This is a genomic window from Salinivibrio sp. PR932, assembly GCF_001996125.1.
Classification (GTDB): Bacteria; Pseudomonadota; Gammaproteobacteria; order Enterobacterales; family Vibrionaceae; genus Salinivibrio; species Salinivibrio proteolyticus.
This window is the reverse complement of sequence record NZ_MUFM01000022.1, coordinates 1-20,441: the sequence shown is the minus strand read 5'-3', so window position 1 is coordinate 20,441 and position 20,441 is coordinate 1. Positions and strand designations below refer to the sequence as shown.

18 protein-coding genes and 1 tRNA gene are annotated in these 20,441 nt (G+C 51.2%); 11 read left to right on the top strand and 8 right to left on the bottom strand.

Translation table 11 applies throughout. From position 1 onward, the window contains the following. Positions 1-28: 28 nt before the first annotated feature. Positions 29-1,144, top strand: a complete 1,116-nt coding sequence (locus BZG84_RS11210) for an endonuclease/exonuclease/phosphatase family protein (RefSeq protein WP_077678214.1) — start codon at positions 29-31, stop codon at positions 1,142-1,144. Here the strand turns inward: BZG84_RS11210 and BZG84_RS11205 are convergent. Together BZG84_RS11205 and BZG84_RS11200 are read right to left on the bottom strand one after the other, a co-directional pair. Beyond that, the gene (locus BZG84_RS11205; protein WP_077678213.1) at positions 1,141-2,013 is read right to left on the bottom strand and encodes a ferric iron reductase; all 873 of its coding nucleotides are present in this window, start codon (positions 2,011-2,013) and stop codon (positions 1,141-1,143) included. The two genes, BZG84_RS11210 and BZG84_RS11205, sit on opposite strands and share 4 nt — an antisense overlap. Before the next feature lie 198 nt (positions 2,014-2,211). Then, a complete protein-coding gene (locus BZG84_RS11200; protein ID WP_077480243.1) occupies positions 2,212-2,823 on the bottom strand; it encodes a YitT family protein in 612 nt (203 codons plus the stop codon). A gap of 229 nt (positions 2,824-3,052) precedes the next feature. Here BZG84_RS11200 and BZG84_RS11195 point away from each other — a divergent pair, with 229 nt between their 5' ends. From BZG84_RS11195 to BZG84_RS11175, 5 genes are all read left to right on the top strand, one after another. Continuing rightward, positions 3,053-3,766 carry a GntR family transcriptional regulator gene (locus tag BZG84_RS11195; RefSeq protein ID WP_077678212.1) on the top strand — a complete coding sequence of 238 codons (714 nt, stop codon included), beginning with the start codon at positions 3,053-3,055 and terminating at the stop codon, positions 3,764-3,766. A gap of 71 nt (positions 3,767-3,837) precedes the next feature. After that, positions 3,838-4,707, top strand: a complete 870-nt coding sequence (gene prpB / locus BZG84_RS11190; protein WP_046073371.1) for a methylisocitrate lyase — start codon at positions 3,838-3,840, stop codon at positions 4,705-4,707. A gap of 114 nt (positions 4,708-4,821) precedes the next feature. Beyond that, positions 4,822-5,973, top strand: a complete 1,152-nt coding sequence (gene prpC / locus BZG84_RS11185) for a bifunctional 2-methylcitrate synthase/citrate synthase (RefSeq protein ID WP_077640357.1) — start codon at positions 4,822-4,824, stop codon at positions 5,971-5,973. A gap of 43 nt (positions 5,974-6,016) precedes the next feature. Continuing rightward, the gene (locus BZG84_RS11180) at positions 6,017-7,468 is read left to right on the top strand and encodes a bifunctional 2-methylcitrate dehydratase/aconitate hydratase (protein ID WP_077480240.1); all 1,452 of its coding nucleotides are present in this window, start codon (positions 6,017-6,019) and stop codon (positions 7,466-7,468) included. Positions 7,469-7,514: 46 nt separating this feature from the next. Further along, on the top strand, positions 7,515-9,422 hold the full coding sequence (locus BZG84_RS11175) for a propionyl-CoA synthetase (protein WP_274533690.1): 1,908 nt from the start codon (positions 7,515-7,517) through the stop codon (positions 9,420-9,422). Between the two features lie 65 nt (positions 9,423-9,487). Here the strand turns inward: BZG84_RS11175 and BZG84_RS11170 are convergent, their stop codons facing one another. From BZG84_RS11170 to BZG84_RS11160, 3 genes are all read right to left on the bottom strand, one after another. Then, a complete protein-coding gene (locus BZG84_RS11170; RefSeq protein ID WP_077480238.1) occupies positions 9,488-10,447 on the bottom strand; it encodes a sensor domain-containing diguanylate cyclase in 960 nt (319 codons plus the stop codon). A gap of 112 nt (positions 10,448-10,559) precedes the next feature. Continuing rightward, entirely contained in the window at positions 10,560-11,747 is a 1,188-nt protein-coding gene (locus BZG84_RS11165; RefSeq protein ID WP_077678210.1) for a class I SAM-dependent methyltransferase, read from the bottom strand. A 188-nt stretch (positions 11,748-11,935) separates the two neighbouring features. Continuing rightward, complete coding sequence (locus BZG84_RS11160) at positions 11,936-13,312, bottom strand: methyl-accepting chemotaxis protein (RefSeq protein WP_077480236.1); 1,377 nt, start codon at positions 13,310-13,312, stop codon at positions 11,936-11,938. 80 nt (positions 13,313-13,392) lie between these two features. Here BZG84_RS11160 and yccX point away from each other — a divergent pair, with 80 nt between their 5' ends. Beyond that, entirely contained in the window at positions 13,393-13,665 is a 273-nt protein-coding gene (gene yccX / locus BZG84_RS11155; RefSeq protein ID WP_077480235.1) for an acylphosphatase, read from the top strand. 29 nt (positions 13,666-13,694) lie between these two features. On the opposite strand, the gene BZG84_RS11150 is transcribed toward yccX, so the two are convergent. The 3 genes from BZG84_RS11150 to BZG84_RS11140 all read right to left on the bottom strand — a co-directional run bounded on the left by BZG84_RS11150 (position 13,695) and on the right by BZG84_RS11140 (position 16,364). Further along, positions 13,695-14,024: a TusE/DsrC/DsvC family sulfur relay protein gene (locus BZG84_RS11150; protein WP_069588353.1), complete on the bottom strand. Its 330-nt coding sequence runs from the start codon at positions 14,022-14,024 to the stop codon at positions 13,695-13,697. A 192-nt stretch (positions 14,025-14,216) separates the two neighbouring features. Next, positions 14,217-14,885 carry a Bax inhibitor-1/YccA family protein gene (locus tag BZG84_RS11145; RefSeq protein WP_069588355.1) on the bottom strand — a complete coding sequence of 223 codons (669 nt, stop codon included), beginning with the start codon at positions 14,883-14,885 and terminating at the stop codon, positions 14,217-14,219. Between the two features lie 207 nt (positions 14,886-15,092). Then, positions 15,093-16,364 (bottom strand): NRAMP family divalent metal transporter, encoded by a 1,272-nt coding sequence (locus BZG84_RS11140; protein ID WP_077678209.1) that lies wholly within the window; start codon positions 16,362-16,364, stop codon positions 15,093-15,095. Positions 16,365-16,807: 443 nt separating this feature from the next. Between BZG84_RS11140 and BZG84_RS11135 the strand changes: the two genes are divergently transcribed. The 4 genes from BZG84_RS11135 to BZG84_RS11120 all read left to right on the top strand — a co-directional run. Then, complete coding sequence (locus tag BZG84_RS11135; RefSeq protein ID WP_077480233.1) at positions 16,808-18,016, top strand: NupC/NupG family nucleoside CNT transporter; 1,209 nt, start codon at positions 16,808-16,810, stop codon at positions 18,014-18,016. A 180-nt stretch (positions 18,017-18,196) separates the two neighbouring features. Further along, positions 18,197-18,287, top strand: a tRNA-Ser gene (locus BZG84_RS11130). 466 nt (positions 18,288-18,753) lie between these two features. Beyond that, complete coding sequence (locus tag BZG84_RS11125; RefSeq protein WP_077678208.1) at positions 18,754-19,914, top strand: hypothetical protein; 1,161 nt, start codon at positions 18,754-18,756, stop codon at positions 19,912-19,914. Between the two features lie 121 nt (positions 19,915-20,035). Beyond that, on the top strand, positions 20,036-20,441 hold a 406-nt coding region (locus BZG84_RS11120), incomplete at its 3' end, for a hypothetical protein (RefSeq protein WP_108743615.1).

Here is a 20,441-nt window from a genome sequence, read left to right as displayed (position 1 = left end):
CCATCATGTAGCGCATTGTTGGGATGTTATGACAGCACCTTCAACCCTTAGGTTGGCACAATTCAACCTGTCTCTAGCGGGACGTCAGGCCGGCGAGATCAAAGCAAAGATGTTAGCGCCCACCCCCAGCCGGCAAATTAAAAACCTCGCGGCAACCATACAACGAGTGCGGCCCGATGTGGTGGTGCTTTGCGAGTTTGATCATCCGGGCAACGGTGGCGACGATGGGGCGCTCGCCGCATTTTGTGAGCGGCATTTGGCTGAATCGCAACACGGTGACATGCCGATTGATTATCCGTATCGCTACTTGCCTGCCACCAACACGGGGTTAAAACTCAAGGTGCCAGTCAGTGAGCATCAACACTTAACGAATGCTCAGCAGTGTCATGGTTTTGGCGACTATCATGGTCAATTTGGCTATGTGATTTTATCGCGTTACCCCTTCGAAGATGATGCGATTCGCACTTGGCAGCACTTTGCGTGGCATCAATTACCTTACCATCAACTCCCAGCGGACTATTACACCGAACAAGCACAACAGGCGCTACGTCTCGCCTCGAAAAACTTGGTGTCAGTGCCGATTCTGGTTGGTGATGAACGAATACAAGTGGTGGCCTGTCATCCCACACCACCGGTGTTTGATGGACCGGAAAAGCGTAATTGGCGGCGCAACAGTGATGAAATCCACCAACTGATTGGCCTTTTGGATAACGCCGACTGGCTGGTGGACGACAAGGGCGCTCACGGCGGTCTTTCTCCCGAGACGCCGTTTGTGGTGATTGGCGATTTAAATGCAGATCCGAGCTACGGCGATGGGGATAAGCAAGCCATTGGCGCTTTGCTCAATCATCCGCGTGTGCATCCCGAGGTCGCTCTCGGCGCACAGGTGCCAAAAAGTGAGGCGGCCCAGTCTCACGCGTTTCGCTTTATCAATGGTAAAGGGCGGGCAATTGCTACCCATAACAGTGGGTTGCGCCTCGATTATGTCCTACCTTCGTGTGAGCTCGCGGTGTTAGCCTCCGGCGTATTTTGGCCTGCCCCTGATGATGCCGACTACCCACTGATTTGTGATAAAAACGGCCAAGAGCATGCGCGTGCTCACTCCGATCATCGTCTTGTTTGGGTCGATGTGGCGCTGAGTTAGCGAGGCTGCGTGTCCAGCGCCACGCCTTCACGCTGACACGCAACTTCTGCGAGGCGCTTAGCTTGTTCGTCAGGCTTTAAAAAACAGCAGGTTGAACAATAACTGTGTTCATCCACGGTAAAGATCCGGCAGCAGCCGCCGCGCAAACGGAAGCTGTGGGTTTGTAATACGGTTTGCGTGTCGTTCGGGTCGTAGACGGTCACATCGTGAAAACCACTGCGCTTGCTATAAAGCGGGGTGCCGCGTTGATGGACGATCGACAGTGCCGCGTCACGCGCGGCTTGTTCACAATCACGATGTTTCCCCACCATCAAAAAGGCAATACAGATTGAATCGGCAACCACTTTCCAAAGTGGCCCCTCACGCATACCGCTTTGTTCCGCGACCGCATCAACGATGGGCGAAAAGTGACGTAACAACGCGCCGTGCAAAATAGTTAGCCACTCTTCTGCCGCAGGTTGTTTCCAGCCAATCAAGGCATTGAGATAAAAATGTGGCTTGTGATAAACCAGCTCCTTGCCATTCGGTTTAGTGACGCGGGTAGGCTCGTATTTAACTTGCCAGTTATCAAGGTCCAGCGAGGGAAGCTTTCCAGCCTGTAGCCAGCTGGCAAGCACTGGAAGCAAAAACTCATAGGCATAGGCGCCGATAAAAAGCGTGCCTTGGGCACGGCTATCGGCATCGCCATAGGTCGAGTTTACCGCGGCAAAACATTGCGCCAGTCCTTGTGGTTTGGTGAGTTGTTCCCGAAGCGACACGCCTTGCACATCATCAGGGATAACTGACAAGCCTAATGCGGTGGGAAAAGGGGACAGTGCAACCGCGGCAGGCAGTTGTGGTGCTTCAAAGCTAGGATCGGCCGCGTTCATCAACACTCCTTATGATTGGCGCCTAAAAGGCGAAATTTAGCATGCGCAGCAATCAATTGTAAGAGTGATTCGTATTTAGATATCAAGGCGCTATCGTAACGATTGGGGACAAGGTGTTGTAGAGGAAGTGATTGAAAAAAGAGGCGGAAGGCCGCCTCTATCTATGCTTATGTATGTTTTCCGTGTCATTCACGCCCGCTATACGGCTTGGGGCGGCTGAACTTGGTAGCGTCCGGGTTTATGGTTCATGGCAAGGACGAGATTGGTCGTGATTGCGGCAGCGACCGATAAGCCAATGAGCCAAGGCTCGACCACCAGCAGTGATAAGATCACAATCGAGCAATCCAGCGCCATTTGCACTTTTCCCGCGCGGATACCAAACCGCTGCTGCAAAAACAGCGCTAAGGTGTTAAATCCGCCCAAACTGCATTGATGGCGGAACATCACCAGCATGCCCATGCCGATTAGCCCGCCGCCAAATAGCGCGGCATAAACAGGATGAATGGTGTTGATGGTGAGCACAGCGGTTAAATGATCGGCGCAAAATGAGACGATGCTGACCGCAACCAAGGTACTTAAGGTAAAGCGTTTCCCCATTTGGGTGTAGGCGAGCCAATAAAAAGGCAGGTTGATCACGAAGAAAAGCTCACCAAAACTGAAGTCAGTGACTCGCTGTAAAAACAGCGCTAATCCAGCGGTGCCGCCGGTCAATAACCCTACTTGGTTGAAAAAGAAGATGCCGAGTGATACCAAACTACTGCCGATAAGCAGCGCGAGTGCGTTTTCACGCTTGGAATGATTTCTATCCATATTTGCGTTCTATCCCTATTAAAACGACCGCACTACCATACGCCGCTCTCGCAATAGGTCGAGTCAAACGCCCGTTTGATAACAAGTGAATAACAATCCAATGCGTACATTATCATTTACGTTGTGGTTTTTATCACGATAAAAAGGCGCCGCTACAGACCAAAGTCTAATCTACATTGTCTACAATATTGTTCTATTCTGGCTATATTGAAGTTTTTAGGCGGTATTTATGTCTTTATTGTCGACAAATGACCAATTTCTCGCGCAGAACGCGCAATCGTTGCCTGCTGAGCCACGTGAGCCCACCAAGTCAGCCAGCCTAACCGAGCAACTTATCGAGGCGATTGTCACCGGCACTTATCCAGCGGGCACTAAGGTATCGGAAGCGGGATTGGCTGCTGCATTTGGCGTCAGTCGAGGGCCACTGCGCGAGGCCATGATGCGGGTCGAAGCCCTGGGATTGGTAGAGCGTGTGCCACATGTGGGGGCAAGGGTAGTGACTCTCACGCATCGTCAACTGGCTGAGATTTATGCGGTGCGAGAAGCGTTAGAAGGTATGGCCGCAAGACTGGCTTGCGCGCACATCACCGATGAGGAAATTGAGCAGTTAAGTGCAGTGCTCGACACCCACCATGCCTATATCGAACGGGTGGACGGGGCGGCCTACTTTCACCAACAAGGCGATTTTGATTTTCATTATTGCATCATCAAAGCCAGTCATAACCAGAAACTGATCAACCTGTTGTGTGGTGAGTTGTACCACTTGCTGCGGATGTACCGGTTTCAATCGCCGCGGGCGCATTCTCGCCCTAAGCAGGCGCTGCAAGAGCACATGCAAATTTTAGCGGCAATTCGCGAGCGCGATGCCGAGTTGGCCGAAATGCTGATGCGTCGACATATTCAGCGCAGTCGCCAACTGATTGAGCAACAAATTGCTGATTGAATAGCAACTGACGAATTAAAAATAGTGCGGTGGTGAGTCCCGCTAAGTCACTAATTTACAAGGAGAATGCTATGAGTGCAGGTGCACGTTTTCGCCAAGCGGTACGCAACAATATTCCGCTGCAAGTCGTCGGTACGATTAACCCCTATTGCGCCATGATGGCAGAGCGAGTGGGGCATCAAGCCATTTATCTGTCAGGAGGTGGAATTGCCAATGCCTCTTATGGCTTACCGGATTTGGGGATCACGACTCTCAACGACGTGTTGGAAGATGTCCGCCGGATCACCGCAGCAACCGACGTGCCCTTACTGGTGGATATAGATACCGGCTTTGGCGGCGCGCTCAATATTGCTCGCACCATTCGCGAAATGGAGCGGGCCGGTGCAGGTGCGGTACATATGGAAGATCAAGTGGCGCAAAAGCGCTGCGGTCATCGTCCCAACAAAGAAATTGTCAGCCAAGCTGAAATGGTCGACCGCATTAAAGCCGCGGTGGATGCGCGGACCGATCCTGAGTTTGTGATCATGGCGCGCACCGACGCCTTGGCGGTGGAAGGCATGGACAGTGCCGTCGCCCGCGCTAGAGCGTACGTAGAAGCAGGGGCGGACATGATTTTCCCCGAAGCCATGCAAACACTCGAGCAGTACCAAGCCTTTGTCGAGCAAGTAAAGGTGCCGGTGCTGGCGAATATCACCGAGTTTGGTCAAACCCCACTGTTTACCAGCCAAGAGTTGGCGGGCGTCGGGGTCAGCATGGTGCTGTATCCGCTCTCTGCATTTCGTGCCATGAACCAAGCCGCCCTCAATGTGTATCAACACTTGCTGGATGATGGCCACCAGAAAAACGTGGTAGACACCATGCAAACCCGTGATGCGCTCTATGACTTCTTGGGGTATCACGCCTACGAACAGCAATTGGATCGCCTATTTGGAAAAGAGTGATCACAGACGCACACTCTCGGTGTGAAAACGTCGGTTACACCACTGGAATTATCGCCACGTTCACGGATTCATGCAGCGGTTGAATCTGATGGCATCAAAGGAAAGGAGCCAATCATGACAAATGTCGCCGTCGCACCCAAAGATAAATCACTCTCCGGCGCGGGCCTTCGCGGCCAAAGTGCCGGCACCACCGCCTTGTGTACGGTGGGGCAAACCGGCACTGGATTAACCTATCGCGGTTATGACATTACCGATTTAGCCAATCACGCCCAATTTGAGGAAGTGGCTTACCTGCTACTCAAAGGCCAACTCCCCAATCGCCAAGCGCTGGCTGACTACACAGAAACCTTGGTCGGCAAGCGGGGGTTACCTGACGCCTTAAAAGCCGTGCTGGAGCGAATTCCTGCCAATGCGCACCCCATGGATGTGATGCGTACTGGTTGCTCGATGCTGGGTAACTTGGATCAAGAAACCGACTTTAGTGAGCAAGCGGATAAAACCGATACCCTGTTGGCGATGTTGCCGGCCATTATCTGCTATTGGTATCGCTATTCGCATGATGGTGTACGAGTCGATACCTATCAGCCGGAGGTGAAAAGCATTGGCGGTTACTTCCTCAAAATGCTCACTGATGAAACGCCGTCGCCACTGCATGAATCTGTGATGCATTGTTCGCTGGTGCTGTATGCCGAGCATGAGTTCAATGCCTCGACCTTTACTGCGCGTGTGTGTGCGTCCACCTTGTCCGATTTGCACTCTTGCATTACCGCGGCCATCGGCAGCTTACGCGGCCCATTGCATGGCGGTGCCAATGAAGCGGCGATGGCGATGCTAGAACAATGGCGCACACCTGACGAAGCCGAAGCAGGATTAATGCAAATGCTCGCCAATAAAGACAAGGTGATGGGCTTTGGTCATGCAATTTACCGTGAATCAGACCCCCGCAATGCGCTTATCAAACATTGGTCGAAACAGCTAGCGCAAAACGCGCCAGACGCTTGGCTGTACGACGTGTCTGAGCGGGTCGAACAAGTGATGAAGCGCGAGAAAGGCTTGTTCCCCAATGCCGATTTTTATCACGCATCGGCCTATCACTTTATGGGGATCCCAACCAAATTGTTTACTCCGATTTTTGTGATGAGCCGAGTAACGGGCTGGGCGGCGCATGTGTTTGAGCAGCGCGCTAATAACCGCATTATTCGACCAAGTGCCGATTACGACGGCCCTGAACACCAAGATTGGCTACCTATCGATCAGCGCTCTTAATCAGCGCGCATTTACCCGATTGAAATCACAGAAGGAATTGACCATGAGCAACAACGTAGAACTGAACCAGCGCCCCGACCCCGATGCCTTATTGGTACAAATTGCTGACTATGTCGATAGCACGCCGATTGCCTCGGCAGAAGCCTACAACACCGCCCGTAACTGTTTGATGGATACCCTTGGCTGCGGCTTGCTGGCGCTACGTTTCCCTGAATGTACTAAACACCTGGGCCCACTGGTGCCGGGCACCACAGTACGCCACGGGGCGCGTGTGCCGGGCACTTCCCACGAGCTTGATCCGGTCACTGCCGCGTTTAACATCGGCTGTATTATTCGCTGGCTCGATTTTAACGATACTTGGCTCGCCGCCGAGTGGGGCCATCCGTCCGATAACCTAGGTGGAATTTTGGCCACCGCCGATTACTTAAGTCGTGTGGCCGTGGCCGAAGGTAAACCGCCGCTTACCATGCGCGATGTATTGACTGCGATGATCAAAGCGCATGAGATCCAAGGCGTGCTCGCCCTTGAGAATAGCTTTAACCGTGTTGGGCTCGATCACGTTTTATTGGTGCGTGTGGCATCAACGGCTGTGGTTACCAAAATGTTGGGCGGTAATCGCGATCAGATCATTGATGCCGTCTCACAAGCTTGGGTGGATGGCTGTGCGCTGCGCACCTACCGCCATGCGCCAAACGCCGGTTCACGCAAATCGTGGGCGGCGGGCGATGCCACCTCCCGCGCGGTGCGGTTGGCGATGATCACCATGAAAGGCGAGATGGGCTTGCCGTCGGTGCTCAGCGCACCTAAGTGGGGCTATTACGATGTGCTGTTTAACGGCAACGCTTTTAGTGTCAAACAAGACTTTGCCAGCTACGTAATGGAAAACGTATTGTTCAAGATTTCCTTCCCAGCGGAGTTTCATGCTCAAACGGCGGTAGAGGCGGCGGTGACCTTGCATTCACAGGTGAAAGACCGGGTGGATGAGATTGAACGTATTGAAATCACCACCCATGAATCGGCCATTCGCATCATTTCCAAAGAAGGGGAGTTGGCTAACCCGGCTGACCGTGACCACTGCCTGCAATATATGGTGGCAGTACCGCTGCTATACGGCAATCTAGTGGCCGAGCACTACGAAGACGCCTTCCATCACGCCGACCCGCGTATTGATGCGCTACGGCAAAAAATGGTGATCAAAGAAGACTCGCGTTATAGCGCGGAATACCTTGAAGCTGACAAGCGCTCGATTGCCAATGCGATCCAAATTTTCTTTACCGATGGCAGCAGTACTGAACAAGTCGCGGTGGAATACCCAATTGGTCACCGCCGCCGTCGCGAAGAAGGGATCCCCGTGCTGGAGCAAAAATTCCGCACCAACTTGGCGACCCGTTTCCCGCGCGCACAGAGTGAAAAAATCGCTGCCTTGTGTAGCGACCAGGCCGCGCTGGAGAAAACCCCGGTGCACGAATTTATGTCGCTGTTTGTGATTAACTAAGCACGCGGAATGAATCCATTGCCTGCAAACGTATCGCCTGCCAAGGGTGGGCGATAAGGAGCCGCTTATGCAAGAAGCAAGTTACCAACACCATGCGGATTGGGCCAGTCGTGACCCCGAGGGATTTTGGCAGGCACAGGCCAAGCAGCTCGATTGGTTTACCTTTCCACAAACCATTCTTAGCAAAGACGATAATGGCATTGAGCGCTGGTTTGCCGATGGCACCATGAACACTGCCTATATGGCACTCGATGCGCATGTTGAACAAGGTCGGGGCGAACAAACTGCACTTATTTACGACTCACCGGTTACCAACAAAAAAACCACCTATACCTATGCGGCTTTACGTGACTACGTGGCGAAAGTTGCGGGCATGCTGGCAGGGCTAGGGGTTGAAAAGGGGGACCGCGTGGTGATTTATATGCCCATGATCCCAGAAGCGACCGTGGCCATGCTCGCTTGCGCACGGCTTGGGGCGATCCACTCGGTAGTCTTTGGTGGCTTTGCCCCGAATGAGCTGGCGGTACGGATTGAAGACGCGGAGCCCAAAGTGGTGCTCACCGCCTCATGCGGCATCGAGGGCGCGAAAACCTTGGCTTATAAGCCGATGGTTGATCAAGCCATCATGGACAGTCGCTACAAACCCGACCATGTGGTGGTCTATCAGCGTGCCATGTGTCGTGCCAATTTAGACAATCCGCGTGATGCTGACTGGGCGGCATTATTAGCTGAAGCGACGCCTGCGGCGCCAGTGCCTGTCAATGCCACCGATCCTTTATATATCCTCTATACATCAGGCACCACGGGCAAACCCAAAGGCGTAGTGCGCGACAATGGCGGCCACGCGGTGGCGATGAAGTACAGCATGAGCGCGATTTACAACGTCAAACCCGGTGAAGTGTTTTGGGCCGCATCGGATGTCGGCTGGGTGGTAGGGCATTCGTATATTGTCTATGCCCCTTTGCTACACGGCTGCACCACGGTGATGTTTGAAGGCAAACCCGTCGGCACACCGGATGCGGGGGCGTTTTGGCGCGTGTGTGATGAATATAACGTCAGCATCTTATTTTCGGCACCTACCGCCTTTCGAGCGATTAAAAAGCAAGACCCAAATGGTGAGCACCTTGCGCGCTATCCGATGACATCTTTACGTACAGTGTTTATGGCAGGCGAACGGCTTGACCCGCCCACATTGGAATGGGTAGAAGAAAAGACCCAGCGACCCGTGGTTGATCACTGGTGGCAAACCGAAACCGGCTGGGCGATTGCAGGCAATCCATTAGGGTTAACCTGCTTTGCGACCAAGCCCGGCTCAGCAACCATGCCAAGCCCTGGCTATCAGGTGTGTATTCTCGATGAAATGGGCGAGATTGCCGCACCAAACCAGCAAGGATACATTGCCGTGAAGCGTCCTCTGCCGCCTAGCTGCCTGCCGACGGTGTGGCGCAACCACGATCGTTTTGAAGCCGGCTATCTCAGCCAGTTCCCCGGTTACTATGTCTCCGGTGATGGCGGCTACATGGACGAAGATGGCTATGTGTTTGTGATGGGACGGATTGATGATGTGATTAACGTCGCGGGTCACCGCTTATCGACCGGCGAAATGGAAGAGGTGTTAGGCAGCCATGACGCGGTCGCCGAATGTGCGGTGGTGGGCATGCACGATGAGCTCAAAGGCCAGTTGCCGCTTGGCTTAGTGGTGTTGAAAGATGGCTTTGTCTCTGTGGGTGGCGATATAGAACGGGAATTGGTGCAGCGTGTGCGGGATCAAATTGGCGCGATCGCTTGCTTTAAACACGCGGTTATTGTGGACAAGTTGCCTAAAACACGCTCAGGTAAAATCTTGCGTCGTATTATTCGTCAGATGGCGGATGGCGAATCTTACCAAGTCCCCTCGACGATTGATGATCCGAGCAGTTTGGAGACCATTGCAGCGGCGCTGTCTTCTTCCTAAGAGGGATAGGCTGGTATTCGCACGGGCATTAACCGAAAGCGGGGTAGGACACCCCGCTTTTTGGCTTACACCTTGGCTTTTTTTTGCTGGTACATCTTGGTGTCTGCTTCATCCAGTAGATCATCCAAGCTGCGCGGCGTCGACATGGAACTGGTCGCCACGCCATAACTGAATGAGATAGGGTAGGTGTGGCGATTGATTTGATTAAACCGCTCCACAACACCGGAAAAACGGTCGAGTGCTTGCTCGGCGGCTTCACGCCCAGCACCGGAGAGAAACACCACAAACTCATCGCCACCAAACCGCGCAAACACATCGGATTCGCGCATGTTGGCGCGCAGCAGATTAGCCATATGACGAAGGGCGATATCCCCTTCGGAATGACCATAAGTATCATTGATGATTTTAAAATCGTTTAAATCGATAAACGCGAGTGAATACGGCGAATTCATGCGCTGACAGTGCTGTACGGCGCGACTGGCTAGCTGCATAAAGCCGCGTCGATTAGATATTCCCGTGAGATCATCAGTATATGCGGTTTGCGCTGAGGAGAGCTCACTCTCGGCGAGCAGGGCCAAATCCTTCAAAAAGCGCAGATCTTCATCGCTAAAACGGCGCGGCTTATCATCAATCACACACAGGGTGCCCATGTTACTCCCGTCGCCAAGCGAGAGCGGGTATCCAGCATAAAAGCGAATATGTGGCTCGCCCGCAACGAGGGGATTATCAGCGAAGCGTGGATCGAGACTGGCGTCTTTCACCACAAAGGGTTGATCGCCCAAAATAGCATGACCACAAAAAGAGATATCGCGTGGCGTTTGGCGTACGTTAAGGCCAAAGCAGGATTTAAACCACTGGCGATCATCGTCAATGAGGCTGACGAGGGCGATGGGGACATCGAAAAGGCGTTTAGCTAAGCGAGTGATGCGATCAAAGCGCTCTTCGTCTTCGGTATCAAGCACGCCAGTGTCTTGTAATTTTTTGAGGCGTTGAGCTTCGTCGTTGGGCTTAATGGGGCTTAGCATCTGAACACTCCTGTCGGGTCGCTACTTACTTAAACGTAGATTCATCAGACAATTGTGTCCAGAAGTGCGGACGCGCTTTGCGCCCGTCCGCACACCAGTTAAAGACCGTGTGTTATTGCACCAAACACGCAAAGCCTTTGAGGTAAAAACCTTCTGGATATGCACTGTGAGTGGGATGGTCCGCCGCTTGTGCAAAGCGCTCAATAAACTGCACGTTTTTACCGGCATCTAATGCCGCGTCTGCCAGTATCTTTTGGAACAGGCCCGTATCCATTAAGCCCGAGCACGAATAGCTGAGCAGCACACCGCCCGGATTAAGAAGCTGCATAGCGAGCATATTGATATCTTTATAGCCGCGACATGCGCCGGTCAGTTGGGATTTGGACTCCGCAAATTTGGGCGGATCCATCACAATCACATCAAAGCGCTCGCCTTGTTCGCGATAAGTGCGCAGCAGCTTGAACACATCGGCATTCACAAACTCAGCACGGGTGAGATCAAAGCCGTTTCGAGCCGCATTGGCTTTCGCTTTGTCGAGCGCGGGCTGTGAGACATCCACATTAGTGACCTGCTTAGCATTGCCTTTTTGCGCATACAAGCCAAAACCGCCAGTGTAACAAAAGCAGTTTAAGACCCGTTTGCCATCCATATATTTCACCGCTTGTTCGCGGCTATCCCGTTGGTCGAGATAAAAGCCGGTTTTGTGGCCATTGGCAATATCGACTTCAATCGCCACGCCGTTTTCTTCGATGATGACGGACGCAGGTGGCTCCTCACCGTGTAAAACGCCGGTGCGCGGTTTAAGGCCTTCTTTTTTACGAATCGCAACGTCGGAACGCTCGTAGATATGGCACTCTGGAAACTCGGTGCGCAGGGCAGTGACGAGGTTATCACGCTGAGCATCCGCGCCGGCGCTAAGCAATTGGCACACCAAGTAGTTATCGTACTTGTCGACGGTGATGCCGGGGACGCCATCAGACTCAGCGGCCAATAGTCGATAACCAGTGAGCCCATCACGCTCAGCGAGCATGGTACGCAGCGGTTTTGCCGCGCGGATACGGGCTAGGAAAAAGTCACTGTCGATGGGGTTTTTTTCAAAGCACCACATGCGAACTCGAATTTGGGATTGGGGTGAATAGGCGCCTAGCCCTAAAAACTCACCTTGATGATCACAAACAGTGACCGTGTCACCCAAAGCAGGTTTCCCTTCGATACGGGCAATGCCGCGCGAGAAAATCCAAGGATGGCGGCGTTTGATGGATTTATCGCGGCCTTTGGCGAGATACACAGTGGCAGTCATGGACGTTCCTAACAATTTGGTGGTGCAAAACACGTCAAAATGCTGAGTAAGGCACCTGCATCATGACGTGACTTGCGGATAAAGCAAAAAAGGGCGGGTATTGTCGAGCAAGGCTGGTGTCATTGCAATAAAAACGCGCCCAGAGTCGGGCGCGTAATAGGAAGCATGCGGGCGGTGAACCAAGAGGTTTAGGTGCGAAGCCCTGCCACCAAGGTTTTCAATTGCTGCGCTTGCGTGCCAAGTTCACTGACTTCGGTAGCAGAATCTCGCAGCATTTGTGCGACTTGCGTGGACTGGCTGCGCACTTGTTCCACATCTTGTGAAATCGTGCTCGCCACGTTGCCTTGCTGCTCGGCGGCGGCTGCAATTTCGGTACTGCGATCAGAGATCGTGCTGCTACGGGCGGCGATTTGGCTGATCTCGGCATCAATCTCTTGCACCGCAGCTTCGCTGGCAGACGCATTTTCGACTGTGCCCTCCATAACGCGACGCAATTCAGTGGTATGCGTTTGCAGCGACTCAATCATGGTTTGAATATCGACCGTGGACTCTTGAGTGCGACTTGCCAAGGTGCGCACCTCATCGGCGACTACCGCAAAGCCACGCCCTTGCTCGCCCGCACGGGCAGCCTCGATCGCCGCATTCAGGGCCAATAAGTTGGTCTGCTCGCTGATGGCGTTGATGGTGGTCACCACGCTGCCAATTTGCTCAGCATTTTGATTCAACTCGGTCACCTTATCAGCAGCTTGAGCAATTTCACTGGCCAGCGCGTTAATCGCCGCCATGGTTTGCTGCACTTGTTGACGCCCTTGCTGAGCTGCCTCGGTGGCCTCTTGGGTCTGGGTAGATGTATCGGTAGCGTGGCTCGCCACTTCACGAATCGACCCCGCCATTTCTTCGGTGGCACTGGCGAGTGAATCAAGATACTGACGTTGGCTTTCACCCAGTGATTCACTTTCGTCGCTGCGCTGCTGCAGGCTCGACGACAAGCTATCCATCATCTCTGCGCTTTGCTGAATGGCTTTCACCATGTTTTGCTCACGCTCAAGCACTTTGTCGATGGTAATCGCGATCTGGCTGAACTCATCTCGCACTGGGAAGAAGTTCATTCGGTAGCTGAGTTCCCCATCTGCTAGCTTTAAGAGAGCTTGATTCATGGTGTACATCGCGCCGCCGATAAAGGTCATGATGTAATAGGTCAACAGCGCAATCACCACCACCATGCCAAGGAGCAAGCTCCAATCGAGCGTGCCAAGGTAGGTGAACAAGGTGCCATCGGCTTGATAGTCAAGCTGTCCCGACGGCGTAAGCGTAAACCCGCTTTGCTGGTTTTGTAGCACCGTGCGTACTTCTTGCGCCGGCAAATCGTATTTCGCCACAAGGGCTTGAATGGCTTGGCCTTCCGCTTGCATGTTGGTTGCCACTCGCGTGTCCGACGCTGCATCGAGTGTCAGCGCTATCACTATCATTGCGAGGAGGGGAAGGAAAAAGATAAGGTAAAATTTTTCTTGGAGCCGAAGGTGGATGAGGTATTTATCAATCCATCGAAACGCTACTTCTTTCATGACGTAATCCTGTCAAACGACTGTCTCATGTAGCGTTATACAGATGTCATTATGCAATGGAAATACAGTGGAGGTGACCGATGTCTCAAAAATGCGTCAAGGCCTATGTCACAGGTCACGTTCAGGGCGTTGGCTTTCGTTATCACACCGCGCACGAGGCATTAAAGCTGTCTTTGACTGGGTACGCGAAGAACTTGCCAGATGGACGCGTTGAGGTGTTGGCATGTGGCCGCGAAGAGTCGGTTGATGCTCTTATTGCGTGGTTAGATCAAGGGCCGCCCACCGCGAGTGTGAATCACGTTAAACACGAAGATACTGAATGGCGTTCCGTGGATGGGTTTGCCATTCAGTAGGTCATAGGACGGTCTTTAAAGCGGCTTAGTTACAAACATTTGGCGGGTTTGGGGAGGCCTGCCAATTTGGTCGCTTGTTTGGCCGGGCCTTTCGGAAAGAGCTTAAACAGGTATTTGCTGTTACCTTTCTCCGGACCGTACTCTTTTTCCATCGATTTTACCAATAAACGCACCGCCGGTGAGGTGTTGTATTCTTGGTAAAAATGGCGGACAAAGTGGATCACTTCCCAGTGGGCCTCGGTCAGTGCAATGCCTTCTTGCTCAGCCAACAAGGGAACCAGCGCTTCGTGCCAATCGTCTACGTTTTTTAAATACCCTTGCGCATCCGTTGCAACGGTTTCACCTTCATACACCAACATAGTCTTGCCTTTGTTCGTCATCCCAGCGGATGTTCTCGCCGTTGATAAGGCTGCAAAGCATAGCGAGCGACTGGAATGAGTGCAACTGACGTTTATTACGGACAGGTTTCTTCATCACGCTTGTGCGTATCGCCATAAAAAAAGCCGGCAATAGCCGGCTTTGGTAGTGCATACACAATTTTTGCGTGGCACTTAGTCGTCGTTCATGATGCCAAGAATGCTCAGCAGGTGAACGAAGATGTTGAAGATGTTCAAATACAGCGACACGGTGGCGCGGATGTAGTTGGTCTCGCCGCCGTTAATGATGTTGCTGGTGTCATACAGAATAAAGGCTGAGAAAATCAGTACCGCGATGGTGCTGATCGCCAAGCTCAGCGCTGGGATCTGTAGGAAGATGTTCGCGACCATGGCGACTAATAGCGCGATCACACCGGCGACCAAGAAACCGCCCATGAAAGAGAAGTCTTTCTTCGATGTGATGGCGTAAGCCGACAGGCCAAGGAATACCATACCTGTGGTAGCAAGCGCCTGCATCACAATCCCTGGGCCACTCGACAGGCTCAGGTAATAGGTCAGTGTTGGGCCTAACGAGGCGCCCAGAAGGCCGGTGAACACGAAGGTCCACACGATACCCGCGGAGGAGTTCATAGTGCGAGGTAGCACAAAGAACACGATCGCCAACGCACCTAGGGTCATACCTAGCGACATCATTGGGCCGATGCCGACAGCGATAGCGATAAAGGCCGCGATAGCACTGGTGATCAGTGTCATCGATAGCAGCGCATACGTATTACGTAGCACTTTGTTAGTAGATAACGCACTCTGCTGTGACTGGCTGTGCGAAACGATACGATCGTTCATAACGTTCTCCCGGTTGGGTTAACAATCCATTTCTTAATACGACAGTTATGTGGGCAGTCGTTCACTTTTTCAAGCTACCCACGTCCTTAACCTAAACCATGACTGGCTTTTATAAAGCAAATAATACCTTATCCGTGCTCAACGCCGATGGTGAAGTTGTAAAAGGATGTTAACCCAGCCCTTCAAGCGTGAACAAGGTAAACTTTGTTACATCAACCACTTCCACCAGATAAATACTGCTAAAAAGCCGAATAAATACATCAGACCCACGATCGCCAGGGCGCGCATCGACTTACTCATGGTCACTTCAGGCGGTAAGCGGTGTTTGGTCACCAAAATATAGTTGAGTAATGCAAAGAACGGCGTGGTCACGAATGCAGCAATCATGGCGAAATCGAGCATGGTTAGTAATGCACCGGTCCAAAACGCGACAATACCGAGCGCTAATACGGCCGTGATTAACATCCAGCCTTGATTGACCTGTGGCGAGGCTTGTGGCTGGCGACGCAATAAGCGCTGCGATTCAGACACGACCCGCGCATACCCGTCGATCACGGTAATGGTGCTGCCGAAGATACAGAAAAAGGCGACCACCGCGATCAAATAGCGGGACCATTCACCAATCGTGGCGGCATACAGGCCAACCAATTGATGCGAGAAGCCAATCCCCGATTGCTTTAATTCAACCCCACTGCCATGCAACAGCAGGGCACCGAGTGATAGAAACACAATTGCCAATGCAGCGGTGCCGATATAGCCGACGTTAAAATCAAACAGCGCCGCTTTAGCATTGATGGGCTCAGATTGCGCTTTGCGCTTTAGCCACACCGAGGTGATGCTAGAAATTTCAATCGGGGCGGGCATCCAACCCATGGTGACCACGATAAAGCCAATCGCCGTGATTGACCAAATGGACGGAGCCTGAAAATTAGGCTCAACCGCGACAGGGTTGCCGATTGCCACAGTCACCGCAACCAAGGTGGCACAGGTGAGCGTTGCCATAATCACTTTAGAGAGCCAATCCAGCGCCTTGTAATGGCCAGCAATTAGAATGACCAAACAAGTCATTACAATAATGATGGAAAGGGCGGTCAGGGAGAGATCAAACGGCACAAAATAGCTCAGCAGACTGGCGCTAAATAAAGTCAGTGCGGCTGTATTGATCACGCCGGATACCGCGCTGAGCACGATAAAAAGCCACAGATATCCGCGGCCGAGGCGGGCATAGCCCTCTACTAAGGTTTCGCCGGTTCCTGCGGTGTATTGCACGCCTGCGCGGAAAAAAGGGTATTTAAAGAGATTTACCAGCAGGATTAATGCGGCCAATTGCCAACCATAAATGGCACCGGCTTTGGTTGAGGCAACCAGATGAGAACCACCCACGGCGGCAGCGGCCATCATAATGCCCGGCCCCAAGGCGCGAACACGTTGGATCACAGATAAACGCGATCCGGCCTCGTGAGGAGAGACGGTTTGCATGATTGTTTCCTTTATAATAATTGCGTTGTTGTGTTTGTTTTTATCGCTATTTGATTAATTTTATTGTCAATAGCAGGTTATCAATAACATATGAGCGATCTGTGTCAACCAATCTTGCCAAAAACCCATCTCGCAGCCTATCCGACCATCGTCGTAGCGCTCGGTGAGCGGCCGAGAATAAAATGTGATCAAAGGCCAAATTTAGCTGGAAATGCGACTCAAATCACAATAGAATGCCCGCCCAACATGCGCTCTTCGCCAGCCCATAGGCAAAGAGTGGCTGTGTCGCGATTCGCGGCTGAAGAAAAAGTGTCCAAGGTTGGGCCCACCTTCACCGAACCCGCGGTACGATGTAACGCATGATGGAACCTCTTGCCACCTTGGCAGCGTGTCGTACTCATCTGTACCGCAAGTGCAACACAACACGGCAAGGTATTCTATTTATGCAACTTCTCTATAGTGCGGCCGGCATCGTCGCTCTGTTTTTGTGCGCCTATGCGTTCTCCTCTAACCGTAAAGCGATCAACTGGCGTACAGTGCTTGGGGCATTTGGCCTACAAGCGGGTTTTGCCGCACTGGTGCTTTACATTCCAGTAGGACAAGCCATGCTGGGTTCTATGAGCAATGGCGCGGCGAAGCTGCTTTCATTTGCCAACGAAGGCATTGAGTTTGTGTTTGGCCCTCTCGCCAACGACGGGTTTATTTTCGCTGTTAAAGTTCTGCCGCTAATCATTTTTATCAGTGCGCTGATATCCCTCCTTTATCATCTCGGCATTATGCAGTGGGTTATTAAACTTCTCGGCGGTGGTATACAGCGATTACTCGGCACCAGCCGAGCAGAGTCTCTGGTGGCAACCAGCAACATCTTTCTTTCTCAGGGCGAATCTCCTTTGGTAGTTCGCCCTTTTCTTAGCCAAATGACACGCTCTGAACTCTTCGCCGTGATGGTGGGAGGCATGGCCTCGGTCGCCGGTAGCGTGCTAGGCGGATATGCGGCGATGGGTGTGGATTTGAAATACCTGATTGCCGCGAGCTTTATGGCTGCCCCCGGCGGACTTTTGATGGCAAAAATCATTGTGCCGGAAACACAGACACCCGCAGAGCAAAACCATGTGGAGATCAGTGACAGCGATCAAGCCAATGCGATTGACGCCCTCGCCAGCGGCGCGATGAATGGCATGAAAGTCGCGGTGGCTGTGGGCACCATGCTGGTGGCCTTTATCAGTGTGATTGCGATGCTAAACGCTGGGCTGAGTAGCTTAGGTGAGTTGGTTGACATTGACGGTCTAAGCCTAGAAATGCTGTTTGGCTACCTGTTCTCACCGCTGGCACTACTCACCGGTGTACCGGTGCACGAGATCTTCACCGTGGGTAACTTGCTTGGCCAGAAAATTGCGCTTAACGAGTTTGTTGCCTTCTTATCGTTTTCTGATATCAAAGCGAACTTGTCGGTGCAAAGCCAAGTCATCGTGACCTTTGCCTTGTGTGGCTTTGCTAATATTGGCTCGATTGCCATTCAGCTCGGCTCGATTGGTGCGATGGTGCCAGAGCGTCGCAAAGATGTGGCAAGCTTGGGCGTGCGCGCAGTGATTGCCGCCACCTTTGCCAACCTAATGAGTGCGGCTCTGGCGGGTATTTTTATCGCGCTATAAGTACTGTGAAGTAAAAAGATTCTATTAAAGTGTCTCAGTAAAAGGAGGGCGATTGGCGGTAAGCTAATCGCCTTTTGCTAGCAATATCGCCAACCTGATCACGGCTTGAGCGAACAGACCAAAAGCGGCAAATAAAGGGTTTACAACCCACAACGAACCCAATAATATACGCCGCGTTCCGGAGAGATGGCTGAGTGGTTGAAAGCACCGGTCTTGAAAACCGGCAAGGGTTAATAGCCCTTCTAGGGTTCAAATCCCTATCTCTCCGCCACATACCGAAAAGCCGCTGATTATTCAGCGGCTTTTTGCATTTATGCCCCTACAAATCCCCAAACCCTGACCACGCCAACATTTTAGACGCCTTTGTCTAAACACATTACCCAGCGTTTGATAATCTAAGCCCCCTAAAATTCTCGCCCATACATGGCCTTTTGGACGCCGCCAACCAGTGGGCGGTAGCATGGGTGTTTAAGTCAATCCATTGGTATAGCGGTGCCTATCACCTCGTTCCCACGCTCCTGCGTGGTAACGCGTGATGGGTTAGTTGGTATCTTTTCGGGGTAATGTGAACGCCTGAGCTGTGATGGACGGCACGCACATTTTTGCAGACGAGTTGATTGCTTGAAGCGTTGAAAGTCGTCTTAATAACAGTAATTTAGGTGATAGTAGATGCGTATAACGGTTTTGAAAAATCGAGCACGCGCACTAATGCAATGTTAAGTGTCCAAGGAACATCGATGGATCTCAAAGAATTTTTCCCTAAATCTGGCCATATTCAAAGGCTGTACTGTGACAAGTGCAATGGGCATCTTGATTTAGTGTTTGATGATTTTTCTGAAACTGTAAGTGGCGTTGAAATAAGTATCAACGGGCTTCCAATGCTGCATTGTCCAAAATGCAATGAGAAATACCTCCCTGATGATTCCCGCTTTGCAGTAATTCATCTGCACGAGCAGGCAACGAAGAGGTCGAGTGATATAGTAAAAGTCACTCGAAACAAAACGAATCAAGATTTCGGCTTTGGCTCTGTTCCATTTATATATGATTCTGATGACTACAAATACATTCCTGGTCTTAAAAGACCTTGGGATGAAGGTTTTCTAACACCAGTATTCTTTAATCGAGAAGTTTTGCTGAAGTATGACTCATCCCCAACTTATAGGTTAAGTTTCGCGTCCACAACATACGGCGAAATACGAAGAGGGGATGACTTTTCCATGCCGTTCGGTTTGAATGGGAATGGAAAAATTGTAATGTGGTTGGGCGATATAGCTCGCTTGCCAGAAGCAGAACAATATTACCTCAGGTCTGAGAATATTGAGTCAGATCATTCTATAGGCTCTGAGTTTTATGATGGTCAAATTGAATGTGTCTTTACCGATCTTCCCAAAGAAGATGATTTGTTCAAAGCTAGATCAGAGTTCTTAGAAGCTTGCTTTACAAAGTTTGGTAGCAAGATTGCCCACCTAGATAAAGAGGTGTTTGATTTGTCGGTAACGTTTAATGCTCCAATAGTCGATACTGAGAAAGAAAGAAGGCACGTAGCAGATACACTTAATAAGATTTACCTTGAATCATTCGACAATAAGGCGCTAGGCGAAGTGATTAAGAGCTTGGGCGGTGACCCCAAAAGTCTAGGCAGTATTAAACGCCTACAAAAAGTCATAGAGTTATCATGCCCTGCATTGGATGCCTCGACGATAATGAGCCCTTTTTATATACTTTATGATTTGCGGGTAGCATATTCCCACCTAGGCTCCGACGAAAGCGGGGAAGAAAAGTTGAAGTTTGTTACTGATCGTCTTGGCATAAAAGCAGACTCTGGACTTATGGAAATTTATCCATCATTAATTGAAAAACTCCATGAGTCGTTTACTAAGCTGACAGATGCACTTTGAAGCATAACTATAAAGCACTTAACAAGCGCATGTTGTCGGACTGATTTTCCGCTGCGCTCCAAACCAGCCGCAAATGCGGGCGTTATGTGCTTTCGAAATCATCAAATGTACGAGGATGAAAATGTCAGAAAATCAACCAATTAGTGTGACTGAAGAATCTCCTTCAGTTCAAGCTCATTTAGCGATGTTACAAAATGTTATACAGAGAATGGCATCAAATAGCTCTTCATGTAAATCATGGTGTATTACTTTAGTTTCCGCTGTGCTTGTAATAGTTGCGGATAAAGGAAAGCCAGATTATGCATGGATTGCATTATTACCTACGGTAATATTTGCTTGTTTAGATGCATATTACTTAGCGTTAGAAAAGGGGTTTAGAGAAACTTACAACAAATTCGTCGAAAAACTACATCGTAAGTCATTATTTAGTTCTGATTTATATGCAATCAAGCCACAGGAGAAAATGTCAAAACATCAGGTTGATGCAATGAAGTCAATTTCAGTTTGGGGATTTTATATTCCATTAG

What these genes read in the sequence shown, in the direction of transcription:
- BZG84_RS11210 (WP_077678214.1), top strand. Translation starts at nt 29, where the DNA reads ATGACAGCACCTTCAACCCTTAGGTTGGCACAATTCAACCTGTCTCTA.
- BZG84_RS11205 (WP_077678213.1), bottom strand. Translation starts at nt 2,013, where the DNA reads ATGAACGCGGCCGATCCTAGCTTTGAAGCACCACAACTGCCTGCCGCG.
- BZG84_RS11200 (WP_077480243.1), bottom strand. Translation starts at nt 2,823, where the DNA reads ATGGATAGAAATCATTCCAAGCGTGAAAACGCACTCGCGCTGCTTATC.
- BZG84_RS11195 (WP_077678212.1), top strand. Translation starts at nt 3,053, where the DNA reads ATGTCTTTATTGTCGACAAATGACCAATTTCTCGCGCAGAACGCGCAA.
- prpB (WP_046073371.1), top strand. Translation starts at nt 3,838, where the DNA reads ATGAGTGCAGGTGCACGTTTTCGCCAAGCGGTACGCAACAATATTCCG.
- prpC (WP_077640357.1), top strand. Translation starts at nt 4,822, where the DNA reads ATGACAAATGTCGCCGTCGCACCCAAAGATAAATCACTCTCCGGCGCG.
- BZG84_RS11180 (WP_077480240.1), top strand. Translation starts at nt 6,017, where the DNA reads ATGAGCAACAACGTAGAACTGAACCAGCGCCCCGACCCCGATGCCTTA.
- BZG84_RS11170 (WP_077480238.1), bottom strand. Translation starts at nt 10,447, where the DNA reads ATGCTAAGCCCCATTAAGCCCAACGACGAAGCTCAACGCCTCAAAAAA.
- BZG84_RS11165 (WP_077678210.1), bottom strand. Translation starts at nt 11,747, where the DNA reads ATGACTGCCACTGTGTATCTCGCCAAAGGCCGCGATAAATCCATCAAA.
- BZG84_RS11160 (WP_077480236.1), bottom strand. Translation starts at nt 13,312, where the DNA reads ATGAAAGAAGTAGCGTTTCGATGGATTGATAAATACCTCATCCACCTT.
- yccX (WP_077480235.1), top strand. Translation starts at nt 13,393, where the DNA reads ATGTCTCAAAAATGCGTCAAGGCCTATGTCACAGGTCACGTTCAGGGC.
- BZG84_RS11150 (WP_069588353.1), bottom strand. Translation starts at nt 14,024, where the DNA reads ATGTTGGTGTATGAAGGTGAAACCGTTGCAACGGATGCGCAAGGGTAT.
- BZG84_RS11145 (WP_069588355.1), bottom strand. Translation starts at nt 14,885, where the DNA reads ATGAACGATCGTATCGTTTCGCACAGCCAGTCACAGCAGAGTGCGTTA.
- BZG84_RS11140 (WP_077678209.1), bottom strand. Translation starts at nt 16,364, where the DNA reads ATGCAAACCGTCTCTCCTCACGAGGCCGGATCGCGTTTATCTGTGATC.
- BZG84_RS11135 (WP_077480233.1), top strand. Translation starts at nt 16,808, where the DNA reads ATGCAACTTCTCTATAGTGCGGCCGGCATCGTCGCTCTGTTTTTGTGC.
- BZG84_RS11125 (WP_077678208.1), top strand. Translation starts at nt 18,754, where the DNA reads ATGGATCTCAAAGAATTTTTCCCTAAATCTGGCCATATTCAAAGGCTG.